Source organism: Mesorhizobium sp. M0029 (assembly GCF_040323735.1).
GTDB lineage: Bacteria > Pseudomonadota > Alphaproteobacteria > Rhizobiales > Rhizobiaceae > Mesorhizobium.
Window position 1 is genome coordinate 346,959 of record NZ_JAMYVF010000004.1, and the last position, 15,321, is coordinate 362,279.

At 64.3% G+C, this 15,321-nt stretch carries 13 protein-coding genes; 7 read left to right on the top strand and 6 right to left on the bottom strand.

The window, feature by feature from the left end; all coding sequences use genetic code 11:
• Window positions 1–132 precede the first annotated feature (132 nt).
• From NKJ76_RS09830 to NKJ76_RS09840, 3 genes are all read left to right on the top strand, one after another.
• On the top strand, window positions 133–1,494 hold the full coding sequence (locus NKJ76_RS09830) for a leucyl aminopeptidase family protein (protein ID WP_352510957.1): 1,362 nt from the start codon (window positions 133–135) through the stop codon (window positions 1,492–1,494).
• 62 nt (window positions 1,495–1,556) lie between these two features.
• Window positions 1,557–1,907, top strand: coding sequence for a MarR family winged helix-turn-helix transcriptional regulator (locus tag NKJ76_RS09835; RefSeq protein WP_023669596.1), 351 nt, complete (start codon window positions 1,557–1,559; stop codon window positions 1,905–1,907).
• 29 nt (window positions 1,908–1,936) lie between these two features.
• Window positions 1,937–2,797 (top strand): C40 family peptidase, encoded by an 861-nt coding sequence (locus NKJ76_RS09840; RefSeq protein WP_352510956.1) that lies wholly within the window; start codon window positions 1,937–1,939, stop codon window positions 2,795–2,797.
• A 140-nt stretch (window positions 2,798–2,937) separates the two neighbouring features.
• Here NKJ76_RS09840 and NKJ76_RS09845 read toward each other — a convergent pair whose 3' ends face one another.
• Window positions 2,938–3,132, bottom strand: a complete 195-nt coding sequence (locus NKJ76_RS09845) for a hypothetical protein (protein WP_352511137.1) — start codon at window positions 3,130–3,132, stop codon at window positions 2,938–2,940.
• Here NKJ76_RS09845 and NKJ76_RS09850 point away from each other — a divergent pair.
• Both NKJ76_RS09850 and pdeM read left to right on the top strand, forming a co-directional pair.
• Entirely contained in the window at window positions 3,040–5,529 is a 2,490-nt protein-coding gene (locus NKJ76_RS09850; protein WP_352537340.1) for a ligase-associated DNA damage response DEXH box helicase, read from the top strand. The genes NKJ76_RS09845 and NKJ76_RS09850 overlap by 93 nt on opposite strands.
• Entirely contained in the window at window positions 5,526–6,242 is a 717-nt protein-coding gene (gene pdeM / locus NKJ76_RS09855) for a ligase-associated DNA damage response endonuclease PdeM (protein ID WP_023669598.1), read from the top strand. Before NKJ76_RS09850 ends, pdeM begins: the two co-directional genes overlap by 4 nt.
• A gap of 4 nt (window positions 6,243–6,246) precedes the next feature.
• On the opposite strand, the gene NKJ76_RS09860 is transcribed toward pdeM, so the two are convergent.
• Window positions 6,247–7,218 (bottom strand): quinone oxidoreductase family protein, encoded by a 972-nt coding sequence (locus NKJ76_RS09860; protein ID WP_352537302.1) that lies wholly within the window; start codon window positions 7,216–7,218, stop codon window positions 6,247–6,249.
• Between the two features lie 94 nt (window positions 7,219–7,312).
• On the opposite strand from NKJ76_RS09860, the gene NKJ76_RS09865 reads away from it, so the two are divergent.
• Entirely contained in the window at window positions 7,313–8,191 is an 879-nt protein-coding gene (locus NKJ76_RS09865; RefSeq protein WP_352537303.1) for a LysR substrate-binding domain-containing protein, read from the top strand.
• Between the two features lie 12 nt (window positions 8,192–8,203).
• Here NKJ76_RS09865 and NKJ76_RS09870 read toward each other — a convergent pair whose 3' ends face one another.
• From NKJ76_RS09870 to NKJ76_RS09880, 3 genes are read right to left on the bottom strand one after another with little or no spacing between them, the layout of a single operon-like run.
• Window positions 8,204–9,142 (bottom strand): dimethyl sulfoxide reductase anchor subunit family protein, encoded by a 939-nt coding sequence (locus tag NKJ76_RS09870; protein WP_352537304.1) that lies wholly within the window; start codon window positions 9,140–9,142, stop codon window positions 8,204–8,206.
• Window positions 9,143–9,145: 3 nt separating this feature from the next.
• Entirely contained in the window at window positions 9,146–9,874 is a 729-nt protein-coding gene (locus tag NKJ76_RS09875) for a 4Fe-4S dicluster domain-containing protein (RefSeq protein ID WP_352500240.1), read from the bottom strand.
• On the bottom strand, window positions 9,871–12,801 hold the full coding sequence (locus NKJ76_RS09880; RefSeq protein ID WP_352537305.1) for a molybdopterin oxidoreductase family protein: 2,931 nt from the start codon (window positions 12,799–12,801) through the stop codon (window positions 9,871–9,873). The genes NKJ76_RS09875 and NKJ76_RS09880 overlap by 4 nt, the downstream gene beginning before the upstream one ends.
• Window positions 12,802–13,079: 278 nt before the next feature.
• Between NKJ76_RS09880 and NKJ76_RS09885 the strand changes: the two genes are divergently transcribed.
• On the top strand, window positions 13,080–13,979 hold the full coding sequence (locus NKJ76_RS09885; RefSeq protein ID WP_023699495.1) for a LysR substrate-binding domain-containing protein: 900 nt from the start codon (window positions 13,080–13,082) through the stop codon (window positions 13,977–13,979).
• Between the two features lie 4 nt (window positions 13,980–13,983).
• Here the strand turns inward: NKJ76_RS09885 and NKJ76_RS09890 are convergent, their stop codons facing one another.
• Window positions 13,984–15,240, bottom strand: coding sequence for an Hsp70 family protein (locus tag NKJ76_RS09890; RefSeq protein ID WP_023699496.1), 1,257 nt, complete (start codon window positions 15,238–15,240; stop codon window positions 13,984–13,986).
• Between the last annotated feature and the right edge of the window lie 81 nt (window positions 15,241–15,321).

Here is a 15,321-nt window from a genome sequence, read left to right on the forward strand (position 1 = left end):
ATCGGTGAACGGCCCGCCGAAAGCCACTGACCTGGCACGTCCCATGCCCGGCTCTGTGTATAGATGTTGAAATCATTCGACGTCCCTGTCACTTGACTGAGGACGATCTGCAAGCCTCCCGGAGACCATCGAATGCCCGTCGAACTCGTCGAGACACTAAACACTGCCTTGCCGATCCATCTGGTCGCGAGGGATGGACTGGAGGCCTTGGGGCTTTCGCCTTCCACGATCGCATGGGCGGCCGCCAACGGCTTTTCCGGCGAAGCCGGCAGGACGCTCGCCGTCCCGGGCGACAACGGTTCCCTTGCTGGCGCCTTGTTCGGCGTCGGTGACGGCGAGGGCGCGCTGGCCGTCGGCATGCTGGCGAGAGCCTTGCCGGAAGGCGACTGGCATTTTGCCGCCGCTCCAGCCGAGCCGGAACTCGCGGTCATAGCCTTGGTGCTCGGTGGTTACGTCTTCACTCGCTACGGCAAGAAATCAGGCAAGGCGCTGCGTTTCGCGCTGCCGCTCGGCGTAGATCCAGGACGTGTCCGGGGCATCGCCGACGGCGTCTTCCTGGCGCGCGACCTGGTCAACACGCCGACCAGCGACATGGGACCGGACGAGTTGGAGAAGGCGGTTCGGACCCTGGCGGCCACTCACAAGGCCGAGGTGTCGGTGATCAAGGGCGATGATCTCCTGAAGCAGAATTTCCCGATGATCCATGCGGTCGGCCGCGCCTCGGTCGGAGCGCCGCGACTGATCGACATGGTTTGGGGACCGGAAGGCGCGCCGAAGGTGACGCTGGTCGGCAAGGGTGTCTGTTTCGACACTGGCGGCCTCGACATCAAACCGTCGTCGGGCATGCTCTTGATGAAGAAGGATATGGGCGGCGCCGCCAATGTGCTGGGCCTGGCCTCGATGATCATGGCTGCCGGGCTGAAGATCCGGCTGCGCGTCCTGATCCCGGCGGTCGAGAATTCGATTGCCGGCAACGCCTTCCGGCCTGGAGATGTACTGACCAGCCGCAAGGGCCTCACCGTCGAGATCGGCAACACCGACGCCGAAGGGCGGCTGGTGCTGGCCGATGCGCTGGCGCTGGCCGATGACGAGGAGCCGGAACTGCTGATCGACATGGCGACGCTGACCGGGGCAGCGCGTGTCGCGCTCGGTCCCGATCTGCCGCCTTTCTACACTGGCGACGAAGCGCTGGCGTCCGAACTGGCTGCGGCCTCGGTGGCCGTCGAGGATCCGTTGTGGCGCATGCCGTTGTGGCGGCCCTATGACGCCAGGCTGGCGTCGAAGATCGCCGACATCAACAACGTCACCACCGACGGCTTCGCCGGTTCGGTCACCGCGGCGCTTTTCCTCAAGCGCTTTGTCGAACGGACAACGGGCTGGGCGCACTTCGACATCTTCGCCTGGAACCCGTCCGATCGCCCCTACGGACCCGCCGGCGGAGAGGCGCAAGGCATCCGTGCACTGGAGCGGGTCATTTCGAGGCGCTATGCCTGACGCCCTGAGACGGCCACCAAAACTGAAACGGAACCGAAACAATTTGCCGTCATGCTCGGGCGATGTCGATTTCGATGCGTCCGAGCCAGGCGATGCGGCTGTGGCAGCAGGTGATGCTGTCGCAGGTGCGCGCCGGCGCGCCAGATCTCACCATGCGCCAGACGGCGATCCTGTTCACCATCTATCTCGACCCGCCGCCGCACACGGTGCGCGGTCTAGCCGCCCGCCTCAATGTCACCAAGCCGGTTATCACCCGCGCGCTCGACACGATGGGTGCGCTGAAACTGGTGTCACGCCATCGCGACGAGCTCGACAAGCGCAATGTGCTGATCCGGCGCACGGTCGAAGGCGCGCTCTTTGTCGAGCGCTTCGGGGATGGTATCGTTGCCAGGGCTCATGAACTGCCCATCTGATCAATCCATGAATTAGAGCGAGTACCGATTTGACTGCCAGGGATGCCCGCCTCCACGCCTTCCGTTCCGACCTCGCCGATGCAAGGCTGAAAGGGGAGGTTTCGGCCGACCGCTTCGTCACCGGCCGTCCGGCTCGGATCACGGCCTCCGTGGCTGACGTGCGCAAGGCACCGCGCCCGGATGCCGGCGTCAACACGCAGGTACTGTTCGGCGACGATGTGCTTGTCTTCGAGGAAGCCGAGGGCTGGGCCTGGGTCCAGGCCGAACGCGACGGCTATGTCGGCTATGTCGGCGCCACCATGCTGGGCGCACGCGAGCATGCGCCAACCCACATCGTCACGGCGCCGCGCACCTTCCTCTATCCTGGCCCGGATCTGCGCTTCCCGATCAGCGGCCAATTGTCGATGGGCTCGACGGTGACGGTAACCGGTGCCGCCGAAACGCGCGGCACGCACTATGCGCTGTTGCCCTCCAGCGAGGCGCTGATCGCCGGCCATATTTGCCCGGTCAGTGACATCGCCGCCGACTATGTCTCGGTCGCCGAGATGTTTCTCGGCACGCCCTATCTCTGGGGCGGCACCTCCGGCTTCGGCATCGACTGTTCGGGCCTCGTGCAACTGGCCATGCGCATGGCCGGCCGCAATGTGCTGCGTGATTCCGACATGCAAGCGGCAGGCCTCGGCGAGCCGCTCGATCCGGGATTCGATTATGCCGGACTGAAACGCGGCGACCTGGTGTTCTGGAAGGGCCATGTCGCGATCATGACCGACGCCGAGACAATGATCCACGCCAACGGCCACACCATGCTGGTCTCGCGCGAAGGGCTGAAGGATGCGGTTGATCGGATTGGGTATCTGTATGGCGGGCCGACTGGGTTTCGGCGGCCCTAGCGCCTCTTCCTCGCCCGTTCACGGGGAAAGGTGCCCGAAGACGGATGAGGGGCGACGCCAGCGACTGAAAGGTCGCGCTGCGCCTCACCTGCCTGCCGGCATCCTCTCCCCGTAAACGCGGCGAGGGATAGCTCACCCGATCACCTTTTGTTCCGATTTTCCTTGGCGATCGCGCGCCATCGCGCTAACTCTTTCGCGTGACCGAGCAGCCGCGCCTTGCCAAACAGAATGCCGCCGTCCTTCTGCCCGAGCCATTCATCAGATGGTTTGGCGAAAAAGGCTGGTCGCCGCGCGCTCACCAGATCGAGCTGCTGGCGAAGGCTCAAGCCGGGCAATCGGTGCTCTTGATCGCACCGACCGGCGCCGGCAAGACGCTGGCCGGCTTCTTGCCATCGTTGACCGAACTGGCCAACCGCCCCAGACGCAAAGCCGGTATGGCACGGCGCGGCATCCATACGCTCTACATCTCGCCGCTGAAGGCGCTGGCCGTCGACATCGAGCGCAACCTCGGCAAGCCGGTGGAGGAGATCGGCCTGCCCGTCACCATCGAGACGCGCACCGGCGACACGCCTTCCCACAAGCGACAGCGCCAGAAGCTGGCGCCGCCCGATATCCTGCTCACCACGCCCGAGCAATTGGCGCTGCTGATTGCGGCGGGCGATGCCGGGCGCTTCTTCGAGGATCTGCGCTATGTCGTGCTCGACGAGCTGCATTCGCTGGTGACATCGAAACGCGGCCATCTGCTGGCGCTCGGGCTGGCGCGGCTGCGCAGCATCGTGCCCGGCCTGCAGACGATCGGTCTGTCGGCAACGGTGGCCGAGCCCGACGAATTGCGGCGCTGGCTGGTCAGCCAGAATCCACCGGGAGACATGGCTGAACTCATCGTCGTCACCGGCGGCGCGAAGCCCGAAATCTCGATCCTCGATTCGGAAGAGCGCGTGCCATGGGCCGGCCATTCGGCGCGCTATGCGACGCCGGAAATCTATCGCGAGATCAAGCGCCACAAGACCACCCTGCTGTTCGTCAACACTCGCAGCCAGGCCGAGCTGCTGTTTCAGGAATTGTGGCGGGTCAACGAGGATACCTTGCCGATCGCGCTGCATCACGGCTCGCTCGATGTCGCCCAGCGCCGACGCGTCGAGAAGGCGATGGGGGAAAACGCGCTCCGTGCCATCGTCGCCACCTCGACGCTCGACCTTGGCATCGATTGGGGCGATGTCGATCTGGTCGTCCATGTCGGCGCGCCCAAGGGCGCCAGCCGGCTGGCGCAGCGCATCGGCCGCGCCAATCACCGCATGGACGAGCCGTCGAAGGCGATCCTGATCCCGGCCAATCGTTTCGAGGTGCTGGAGTGCCGGGCAGCGCTGGACGCCAACTACCTCGGCGCCCAGGATACGCCGCCGCTGGTCGATGGCGGGCTGGACGTGCTGGCGCAGCATGTGCTGGGCTGCGCCTGCGGGGCGCCGTTTCGCGCCGACGATCTCTACGAGGAAGTGCTGACAGCAGCGCCCTATGCCAGCCTCGACCGGCCGACATTCGACCGCGTCATCGATTTCGTCGCCACCGGCGGTTACGCACTGAAGAACTACGAGCGCTACGCCCGCATCCGCCTCAACAAGGACGGCATGTGGCGGGTCTCCAATCCCCGCGTCGCGCAGCAATATCGGCTGAACGTCGGCACCATCATCGAGGTGCCGGCGCTCAATGTGCGTTACGTCAAGGCCGGCAGCAAAGGCTCGGCTTCGCACGGCGGCCGGGCTCTGGGCAAGATCGAGGAGGCCTTCCTCGAAACGCTGACGCATGGCGACACCTTCATGTTTGCCGGCAAAGTGCTGCGCTTCGAAGGCATCCGCGAGAACGAATGCTTCGTCTCGAATGCGCCGGGAAGCGACGCCAAGGTGCCTTATTATGGCGGCGGCAAATTTCCGCTTTCGACTTACCTCGCCGAGCAGGTGCGCGCCATGCTGGACGACCCGCAGCGCTGGAAGAAGCTGCCGGAGCAGGTATCGGACTGGCTGCGGTTCCAGGCCGACAAATCGGTATTGCCCAAACGCGACGACCTGCTGATCGAAACCTTTCCGCGCGGCAACCGTCACTATCTCGTGGCCTATCCATTCGAGGGCAGACTGGCCCACCAGACGCTCGGCATGCTGCTCACCCGCCGGCTGGACAGGGCCGGCGCCAGGCCGCTTGGCTTCGTCGCCACCGACTACGCATTGGCCATCTGGTCGCTGGGCGATATGGGCGCGATGTTCAAATCGCGGAAACCTTCGCTTGGCGCTTTGTTCGACCAGGACATGCTGGGCGACGACCTCGAGGCTTGGCTGGCCGACAGCTGGCTGCTCAAGCGCACCTTCCGCAACTGCGCGCTGATTTCAGGCCTGATCGAGAAGCGCCACCCGGGACAGGAGAAAAGCGGCCGTCAGGTCACCGTCTCGACCGATCTGATCTATGACGTGCTGCGCAGCCATGAGCCCGACCACATCCTGCTGCAGGCGACGCGCGCCGACGCGGCGACCGGTCTGCTCGATGTCAGCAGACTTGCCGACATGCTCTCGCGTATCCAGGGTCGAATCGTGCATAAGGCACTCGAACAGATATCGCCGCTGGCCGTGCCGATCATGCTCGAAATCGGCAAGATGCCGGTGAATGGCGAGGCCGACGAAACGCTGCTGATGGATGCCGCGACTTTGGTCGAGGAAGCCATGGGTCCTGGGATGGTTGAGGAATGAATTTTTCGCTGGCGCGGGCATCGCTGATCGCCGAGGCCGATTTTGTCGGCATCGCGGGCGAGCGCGCGGTCTGTGATTCGCGCGGCGTGCTCTATTTCCCCGATCTGAGGCTGCTCGCGGTCTCCGACCTGCATCTGGAAAAGGGCTCGTCCTTTGCCAGGCGCGGCGCACTGATCCCGCCCTACGATACCGGCGCCACTCTGCTCCGGCTGCAGGCGGTAATCGCGGACTACCAGCCGGCCATCGTCATCAGCCTGGGCGACTCCTTCCACGACGGCGGCGGCGCCGAGCGCATGCATCAAACCTTCCGCGATCGGCTGGAAGCATTGATGGCCGGCCGCGACTGGTTCTGGGTCGCCGGCAACCATGACCCGGAAGCGCCGGCGGATTTGCCCGGCGAGACGGTGCGCGAACTCGCTATCGGCTCGCTGCTGTTCCGCCACGAGCCGTCGAAGATAAGAACCGAGGGCGAAGTTGCCGGCCATCTTCACCCTTGCGCCCGCATCGTCCAGCAGGGCCGCTCGGTGCGGCGGCGCTGCTTTGCCGGCGATGGCGGCCGCATGATCATGCCGGCCTTCGGCGCTTATACCGGCTCGCTCAACGTGCTCGACCGCGCCTATGCCGGCCTGTTCCGCCGCGAGACGTTGATAGCCTATATGATGGGCGCCGCGCGCATCTTCGCCATTTCCGGTTCGATGCTGCGGCCGGGCTGAGTTTCTACGGTATAAGCACGGTTGCGCCTGTCGTCTGCCGTGCTTCGAGCCGGCGATGCGCCTCCGCCACTTCGGCAAGCGGCATGCTTGTGTGCACCGGGATTTTCACTGCGCCGCTGAGGACAACGCTGAACAGATCCTCGCTCATGGCGACAACGTCCTCACGCCTGGCGAGATGATGGAACAGCAACTGCCAGGTGGCGAACAGCGAACCCTTCTGCATCAAAAGCATGATGTCGAATGGCGGGATCGACCCCGACGCTGTGCCGTAGCTGACGAAGGTGCCGAACGGCCGCAGGCAGTCGAGCGAGGCCGGGAAGGTCGCGTTGCCGACGCCGTCATAGACGGCGTGGCAGCCTTCGCCGTTGGTGACCTCTTTCACCCGTGCGGCGAAATTCTCTTTGCTGTAGTCGATGACATGGTCGCAGCCATTGGCGCGCGCAAGTTCGGCCTTTTCGGGTGAACCGACCGTGGCGATGACGATGGCGCCGAGATGCTTTGCCCATTGCGTCAGGATGAGGCCAACGCCGCCCGCTGCGGCATGCACCAGAATTGTATGGCCCGCCTCGACGCGAAACGTGCGACGCAGCAGATATTGCGCCGTCAGCCCCTTCAGCATCATGGCCGCGCCCGTCTCGAAATCGATGGCGTCGGGCAGATGCACGACGAAATGCGCCGGCACGATGCGTTCTTCGGCATAGGCGCCGAGGGTCTCGACATAGGCGACTCGGTCGCCAGGCGCGAAGCCGCTGACGCCTTCACCGACGGCGACGATTTCGCCGGCGCCTTCATTGCCGGGAATGAATGGCAGAGCGGGCGGCGCGTATTCGCCGGTGCGAAAATAGATGTCGACGAAGTTGAGACCGACCGCCCGGTTGCGCACGCGCACCTCGCCCGGTCCGGGCTGGCCGATGTCGACATCTTCGTAGGCGAGCAGATCTGGCCCGCCATGGCGGTGAACACGGATCGCTTTCATGGTTCTCTCCCCTGCGCTGTTCTCTTGAGTGTGAGATAGCGCGTGGCGAGATATCATTGTAGACTGATACCTATGACATCAGAGTTCAAACAAAATGATATCTGAGCAGATCGGCCTCGACCTTCTCCGCACCTATGTCGCGGTCTGCCGGCAAGGTAGCCTGAGCAGGGTCGCCGCGCAGACCGGCAAGACCCAATCGGCGATGAGCATGCAGATGCGCCGGCTGGAGGGCCTGCTCCAACGGCACTTGTTCCAGCGCACCGGCCGCGGTGTCGTACCGACTGCGGCGGGAGAGCTCTTTCTGGGATACGCGACCCGCATCCTCGCTCTCGGCGACGAAGCGGTGGCGCGTCTGCAGCAGGCTAGCATTGGAGGCGGCGTGCGTATTGGTCTTGCCGAAGAGGTCACCACGGCCGCGCTTTCGGCCGCGCTTGGGCGGCTGCATCGCACCTATCCCGACATCAGCCTCGACGCGATGGTCGAGCACAGCGTCGCGCTGGGACGGCTGTGGAGCGAGGATGCGCTGGATGTCATGATTGCCCCGACATCCGTCGTCGCGGCCGATGCCGTGACGACATGGAACGTCGAACTGCAGTGGGTCTGCGCCCAGGACTATGTGCTGGACCATGACCGGCCACTCGATCTCGCCGCCTTCGGCGCAACCTGCCCTTGGCGCAGGCGGATGATCGAGGCGCTGATTGCCGCCGGTCGGGAGCACCGGATCGTCCTGTCGTGCCAGAGCGTCACCGGCCTTCAGGCCGTGATCGAGAACGGACTGGGCGTTGGACTGCTTCCGCCCGAATCCGTGCGTACCGCTTCGATGCGGGTGCTGAAGACGTCAGCCGGCCTGCCCGAGCCGCTCACGGTCCAATACGGCCTTTACGCGCACGACCGCAGGACAGCTGTAATCGATGCCGCGATCGAAATCCTGCTTAAGGATTTGCCGGCGGCGCCACGAGCACGGGCCGCCTGACGGCGGGACGCTCTACCGGCCGTAATAGAGGGTGACGGTGTGCTTGGCCTCGGCGAAGAACAGCCAGCGCTCGACCAGCATGCCGGCGAACTGGACGATTGCCGCAAGCACCGACAGCGCCGCTGCGAATGGCCAGGGCAAAGCGAATAAGACAGAAAGCAGCAGCAGGGCAGGCAAGGCGAAAGCCAGCAACTGCGTGATCAGCCGCAGCTTTGCGCCATGTTTGCGCGCGATCCGAAAACCCATTTCCTTGAGCAGGTAGTTCTCCTCGGTGTGCGGCCATTCCAGCGAGCGCACTGTGCCGCCAGTGAGCCCTGTCGCCGTGTTGGCGGTGGTCGCGATCTCCAGCGCGTCATTGTATCGCCACGTCGCCAGCTTCCAGCCCCAGCCGAGCAAGGTCAGCAGCAGGGCGGCTACCGCAACGGCGGTCGGGCTGATGGCGAAAGCCTGCAGCAGCGCGTTCAACAGCACGCTGCCGGTCATCGCCGAAAAGATGAGATAGCCCGGCAGCGTATACGGGCTATGCCACTGCGCGATCGGCTTCAGCGAGGCATAGATCATGCCGGTGGTGCAGACGGTGACGATTGCGCCGATAGTTGCGAGAAACCCGGCGATGGCCATCCAGCCTCCGGTGTGGCCGATGAACACCCAGCCGATGCCGAACAACCCGGCCGGAATGAAGGTTGCCACCGAAGCCACGCCTTCGCGCGACAGCCACGAACTGCGCCATTGCGAGAAGGCACGCCATGCACGTTCGGGGCGGCCGAGATGGCCGGTCGAGGACAATAGGCCGGCGGCGATCAGGCCGAGCGACAGCCCCATGCCGATAAGGCCGAGCCAGAAATGGGCCGGGATAAAACCCAGTCCGCCAAGCACGCCAAGCAGCGCCAGCAGGCCGTAGCCCGCTCCTGTGGCAGTTGTGAAGAAGACGACGGAAAAGGCTGGATGCATTGGTCAGTTCGAAAGCATGCGGTCGATCCAGCCGAGAAAACCGCCTTCGGCCGTGACTGGCTCGAGCCTTGGCGCCGGCACCCATGCGGCGCGCTGGGCGCGCGGCGGCAGATATTTGTTGGTCGGTTTGTAGCCCATCTCCGGCATCAGGTCGACGCCGCCACGCTCCGCCACCAGTTGCGAGACAGCCGACGAGGGATCGCCGAGATCGCCGAAATGCCGGGCGCTGGTCGGGCAGGCGGCAACGCAGGCCGGCACGCGGTCTTCCTCGGCCAGATTGTCGTTGTAGATGCGATCGACGCACAGCGTGCATTTCTTCATCACGCCGACGTCGGTATCGAATTCGCGCGCGCCATAGGGGCAGGCCCAACTGCACAGTTTGCAGCCGATGCATTTGCTTTCGTCGATCAGCACGATGCCGTCCGACGCCCGCTTGTAGGACGCGCCGGTCGGGCAGACAGTGACGCAGGCAGGCGTCTCGCAATGCAGGCAGGAGCGCGGAAAGTTGACCGTGCGCCCGCCCGCCTCGGTCGTGTGCTCATAGCTGTGCACGCGGTTGAACCAGACGCCGTCGACACGGCCGCCATAGGGGTCGATGTCGGTCAGTGGCGCCATGTGGCCGCCGGTGTTCCACTCCTTGCAGGCGGTGACGCAGGCTTGGCAGCCGACGCAGGTGTCGAGGTCGATGACTAGGCCAAGCTTCTTGTCTGTATGGGCGGGAAGGCAGGTCATTCCACGGCTTCCCTATGGACGCGGAACTCGGCGCCGAAGCGAAGGATGTCGGGCGAAGGCTCGACATTTGGCGGCTGGCTGAAACGCTCGAATTGCGGTTCGGTGAAGCCGGCTTCCTCATCAGAGCATTTGACAATGCGTACCCTGAGGTCGAACCACGCCGCCTGGCCGGTCACCAGATCGGAATTCGAATAGCGTTTGCCTTTCGCGTCAGCCGATGTCTGGTCGCCGATAATGTGGTTGAGCAGGAAGCCGCGGTTGCTCTCGGCAGCGTTGTCCTTCAGACCCCAGGCGCCGCGCCTTTTGCCGATGGCGTTCCAGGTCCAGACCGTATCCGCATTGACGCCGTCGACCAGCTTGATCTGCCCCTTAACCCTACCGTTGATGCTTTCGATCCACACCCAGTCGTCGTCGACAAGACTGAGATCTGCCGCGGTCTTGTGGTGCACGAACAGGCGGTTCTGGCTGGTGATTTGCCGCAGCCACGCATTCTGCGAGCCCCAGGAATGATACATGTGCATAGGCCGCTGCGTCAGCGCATGCAGCGGGTATTTATGCGGATCGACGGCGGCCTCTTCGAACGGGGTAAACCAGAACGGCAGCGGATCCATATAGGTCTCGATGCGCCGGCGTTCGCTCTCGGGCGGCTGGACGCGACCATGACCGCGCGCGGCGAGGCGAAAGCGCTGCATCGGTTCGCAATAGAGCTGGAACACGATCGGCTCGGCCTTGGGGATGAACCCCATCTGCTCTGCGAAGTCGAGATAGGAGCGGTTGGCCATCTTGTAATAGCGCTGGTCCTCAGCAAAATCCTGGTGCCAGAAGCCGCCATTGCCGATGTAGCGCTGCAACTGGTCGGGATTGACTTCGCCCTTGCCGACGGAAGTGCCGTCCTTGCCGCGCCAGCCGGCCAGCGGGCCGATGCCCGGCGTGCGTTCGTGATTGACGATGTAGTCGGCATAGTCGGCATATCTGGCCGAGCCATCGTCCTCGACGAAGCCGGGCAGGCCAAGCCGAGCGCCAAGTTCGATCAGCACCGATTGGAACGGCCTGACATCTCGGTCCGGTTCGACCACCGGATGGCGGATCGCGTCGCCCGGCCCGTCGGCATGGCTGATCGGCCGGTCGAGCAGGCTGATGCAGTCGTGACGTTCGAGATAGGTGGTGTCGGGCAGCACCAGGTCGGCGAACGGCACCGTCTCGGAATAATAGGCGTCGGAATAGATGATGAAGGGGATCTTGTAGTTACCCGCTTCGTCATGGTCGGTGAGCATGGCAATGGTCTCGACGGTGTTCATCGAGGAATTCCACGCCATGTTCGACATGTACATCATCAGCGTGTCGATTGGGTACGGGTCACCGGCCCACGCATTGCGGATGACCGTATGCATCAGCCCATGCGCGGCGAGCGGCGCATCCCAGGAATAAGCCTTGTCGATGCGCAAAGGCGTGCCGGCCTCGTCGACCAGGAGATCGTCCGGCCCGCAGACGAAGCCGAGCGGCATGCCGTCGAGCGGCGTCATCGGCCTGACCACCTTGCCGGCCGGCTTCGGTCCCGGCGGCGCCGAGCGCGGGTAGGGCGGCTTGAAACGGAAGCCGCCGGGCACGTCCACCGTGCCGAGCAGCACCTGCAGCAGGTGGATGGCGCGGCAGGAGTGAAAGCCGTTGGAGTGGGCCGAGATGCCGCGCATGGCATGCATCGACACCGGCCGTCCCTTGATCGTCTCGTGCCGCCGTCCGGCCCAGTCGGTCCACGCAACCGGCAGTTCGATCGTCTGTTCGAAGGCGACGTGGGCGAGTTCGGCGGCGATCCGGCGGATGGTGTCGGCCGGAATGCCGCATCGTGCCGCGACCGCATCGGGTGCGTAGCTGTCGTCCATGTAGCGGTCGGCGATAAGCCGGAACACCGGCACGCAGCGGCGGCCGGCGAACGTGAAGCTGCCGGTCAGCGCCGGCTTCACATCCGCATCGGCTGCGTTGACGGTTGTCTTCGCCACTCTGTCCCACGCGAGAAGATTGTTGTCGCTGTCGCGCAGGAATAGCCCGTCGTCCGCCGCGCCCGGCTCCTGGATGACCAGCACATGGGCGTTGGTGTAGCGGAGCAGATAGTCGAGATCGATGCGGCCTGCCTTGAGCAGTTCGTGGATGAGGGCGAAGACGAAGAGGCCGTCGGTGCCCGGCCGGATCCCGATCCAGTCGTCGGCAATCGCGTTGTAGCCCGTGCGGCACGGGTTGATCGACACCACCTTGGCGCCGCGCGCCTTGAGTTTACCCAAGCCGATCTTGATCGGGTTGGAATCATGGTCCTCGGCGACGCCGAACAGCATGAAGTATTTCGTATTGTCCCAGTCCGGCTCGCCGAACTCCCAGAACGAGCCGCCGATCGTGTAGAGCCCGCCGGCCGCCATGTTGACCGAGCAGAAGCCGCCATGGGCGGCGAAGTTCGGCGTGCCGAACTGGCTCGCCCACCAGCCGGTCAGCGACTGCGACTGGTCGCGCCCGGTGAAGAAGGCGAGCTTTTTCGGATCGGTCCGGCGGATATGCGATAGCCGCCCGGTCGCAATCGAAAACGCTTCCTCCCACTCGATCTCGCGGAATTCGCCCGAGCCGCGCAGGCCGCTGCGCAACAGCGGCTTCTTCAGCCGCGCCGGGCTGTAGTGCTGCATGATGCCGGAGCTGCCCTTGCCGCAGATTACGCCGCGGTTAACCGGATGGGCCTTGTTGCCGTTGATGTAGCGCACCTTGCCGTCCTTGATGTGGACGTCGATGCCGCACCGGCAGGCGCACATATAACAGGTGGTCTTGGCGATGCTGTCGGAGATAGCGGGCGAGGTGTCGACGCCGTCGCCTTCATCAGGCGCGCGTGTATCGCCAAGCGGCCGTTGCGACGGTGCGGAATTGGCTCCGCGCGGCGCAGCTGGGTTCATGATGCCGGCGTGCTTTTGCTACCTGCGAATTTGGCCCGCGTCTTCGGTCCGGGGCCACGCATATAGTGTTCTTCAGGATGATATCGATCGCCGGCCAGCCGCCGCCTGAGGCCACGGGTCCAATGCGCAAACAGGGATCTGAACCGCCCGATCATTTTGTTGGCCGCGATTTGTTGGCGAATTCTTTCTAACTTCGACTGAAAAAGTAGAATAAAGCTATCGATCCGTCTAATCAGTTGTTCTTGTAAATTCGATCGGAATTGGTTCTTAATGCACACATGACGCTGGACCAGTTGCGCATTTTCGTTGCCGTTGCCGAACGCGGCCATATGACCAAGGCGGCGGAGCTTTTGGGCATCTCCCAGTCGGCGGCGTCGGCGGCTATCCGCGCTTTGGAAGAGCAGCATGGCGTTCATCTGTTCAACCGTGTCGGCCGCAACATCGAGCTGGCTCAGACCGGCCACCGTTTCCTGCCCGAGGCCAAGGCGGTGCTGGAACGCGCCGCCGCCGCCCGAAATGTGCTGGAGCATGTCTCGCAGACGGTCGCCGGCAGCCTGTCGATCGCCGCCAGCCTGACCATCGCCAGCTACTGGCTGCCGCGCAGGCTGGCCTCTTTCCATGAAGCCTACCCGGCGGTGCGCTTAAGCGTCAGCATCGGCAACACCAGGCAGGTCGAGGCCAATGTGCTCGACGGCACCGCCGATCTCGGTCTGGTCGAGGGGCGCACCGAGTCAGACATCCTCCGCCGCACCAAGGTCGACGTCGACAGGTTGATGCTGGTCGTCGCCGCCTCGCATCCCGAAATCGCCGAGATCGCGCCGGGCCGCCCGGATATCAGAGGGCTGCGCTGGATCATCCGTGAGGGTGGTTCGGGCACGCGCGAGGTGCTGGAGGACCTGGCCCGCCGCGAGGGGATATCGCTTGGCGACCTGCAGATATTTCTGGTGCTGCCGAGCAACGAGGCGGTTCGCCAGGCGGTCGAGGCCGGCGCCGGCGCCACCATCATCTCGGACCTCGTCGTCGGACGCGCCGTCGCCGAGGGCAGTCTCCGGTCGGTGCCGCTCGAACTGCCGAAGCGCGACTTCGCCATGATCACCCATCGCGACCGCCAGGCAAGCCTCGCCCAGATGGCGCTCAAGGCGCATCTCGGCGCTGAGGCCGTCAGCAATCCGGCGTAAGCGATCAGGCGAACTTCCGCTGTGCATCCAGCGCCAGGCCAAGGCCGACCGAACCGAACATGTCGCCCTCGATAACGGCGGCTTGCGGCACCAGCGACAGGATTTCGCGCCGTGCCAGCGGGATGGCGGTCGAGCCGCCGGTGAGGAACACGGCGGTGATGTCGGACGCTTTCACGCCAGCATCGGCAATCGTCTGCCGCACCGTAGCGGACACCCGCTCGATGTCGGCGGCGATGGTCTCTTCCAGGCCGGTCCGCGAGATCTCGGCGGCGAAATGCGCGCCAGGCAGCGCCACCGTTACATCGGCCGAAGCCTGATCCGTCAGCGCGATCTTGGCTCGTTCGACGAGGCCGGCCAGCGCATGGCCGTAACGGTGCTCGACAATATGGATGAAGCGGTCGACAAGGTCGGCGCGGACGGCCTCGAAGCGGATTTGCCTCAGATGCGTCATCGCCTTGGCAGTATAGACGAGGTTGATGCGCTGCCACGTCGCGAGATCAATGAAATAGCTCGCCGGCAGGTTGCGCTTGCCGTCTTTTGTGGGCGAGAGATAGCCGAGCTTGGGCATGACATGGGCGATGCTGAGCAGCCGGTCGAAATCGGTGCCGCCAATATGAATGCCGCGGTTGGCGAGGATGTCGTCCTTGCGGTCGCGTGAGCGGGCGCGTTGCGGCGAAACGCGCACGATCGAGAAGTCGGACGTGCCGCCGCCCATGTCGACGATCAACGCCAGTTCCTCGCGCTTCACGTCCTGCTCATAGTCGAGTGCAGCCGCAATCGGTTCGAACTGGAAGGCGATGTGCTTGAAGCCTTGCGCGCGCGCCGCTTTTTCAAGCTCGCTTTGCGCCTTGGCATCGGCTTCCACATCGTCGTCGACAAATTGCACCGGCCGGCCGAGCACAACGTTCTCCACCGGAGCGCCGGCATCTTCCTCAAGCCGCTTCTTCAAATGGCCGACGAACATGCCGACAATGTCGATGAAACCGATCTGCCGGGCCTTGATCCGCGTCTTCTCATGCGCCAGCGAACTGCCGAGCACGCTCTTCAGCGACCGCATCAGCCGGCCTTCGATGGCATCGGTGTAGTCGGCAATGGCGCGGCGGCCGAAATAGGTGTGACCGTCCTCGAAGTTGAAGAAAACCGCGCTTGGCAATGTCGGCTGTCCGCCTTCCAGCGCCACCAGCCGTGCCTGGCCGTTGCGGATCACGCCCACCGTCGAATTGGACGTGCCGAAATCGATGCCGCCAAATGCCTGGTGCATTGCAGCCTCCTGTCATTGGGTCGTCGCTGTGGCAGGCGTCCGCAAGGCGCGCGCCGTCCAGAGGCCTGACCGTTCTGCCGA

What these genes read in the sequence shown, in the direction of transcription:
- NKJ76_RS09830 (WP_352510957.1), top strand. Translation starts at nt 133, where the DNA reads ATGCCCGTCGAACTCGTCGAGACACTAAACACTGCCTTGCCGATCCAT.
- NKJ76_RS09835 (WP_023669596.1), top strand. Translation starts at nt 1,557, where the DNA reads ATGTCGATTTCGATGCGTCCGAGCCAGGCGATGCGGCTGTGGCAGCAG.
- pdeM (WP_023669598.1), top strand. Translation starts at nt 5,526, where the DNA reads ATGAATTTTTCGCTGGCGCGGGCATCGCTGATCGCCGAGGCCGATTTT.
- NKJ76_RS09860 (WP_352537302.1), bottom strand. Translation starts at nt 7,218, where the DNA reads ATGAAAGCGATCCGTGTTCACCGCCATGGCGGGCCAGATCTGCTCGCC.
- NKJ76_RS09865 (WP_352537303.1), top strand. Translation starts at nt 7,313, where the DNA reads ATGATATCTGAGCAGATCGGCCTCGACCTTCTCCGCACCTATGTCGCG.
- NKJ76_RS09870 (WP_352537304.1), bottom strand. Translation starts at nt 9,142, where the DNA reads ATGCATCCAGCCTTTTCCGTCGTCTTCTTCACAACTGCCACAGGAGCG.
- NKJ76_RS09875 (WP_352500240.1), bottom strand. Translation starts at nt 9,874, where the DNA reads ATGACCTGCCTTCCCGCCCATACAGACAAGAAGCTTGGCCTAGTCATC.
- NKJ76_RS09880 (WP_352537305.1), bottom strand. Translation starts at nt 12,801, where the DNA reads ATGAACCCAGCTGCGCCGCGCGGAGCCAATTCCGCACCGTCGCAACGG.
- NKJ76_RS09885 (WP_023699495.1), top strand. Translation starts at nt 13,080, where the DNA reads ATGACGCTGGACCAGTTGCGCATTTTCGTTGCCGTTGCCGAACGCGGC.
- NKJ76_RS09890 (WP_023699496.1), bottom strand. Translation starts at nt 15,240, where the DNA reads ATGCACCAGGCATTTGGCGGCATCGATTTCGGCACGTCCAATTCGACG.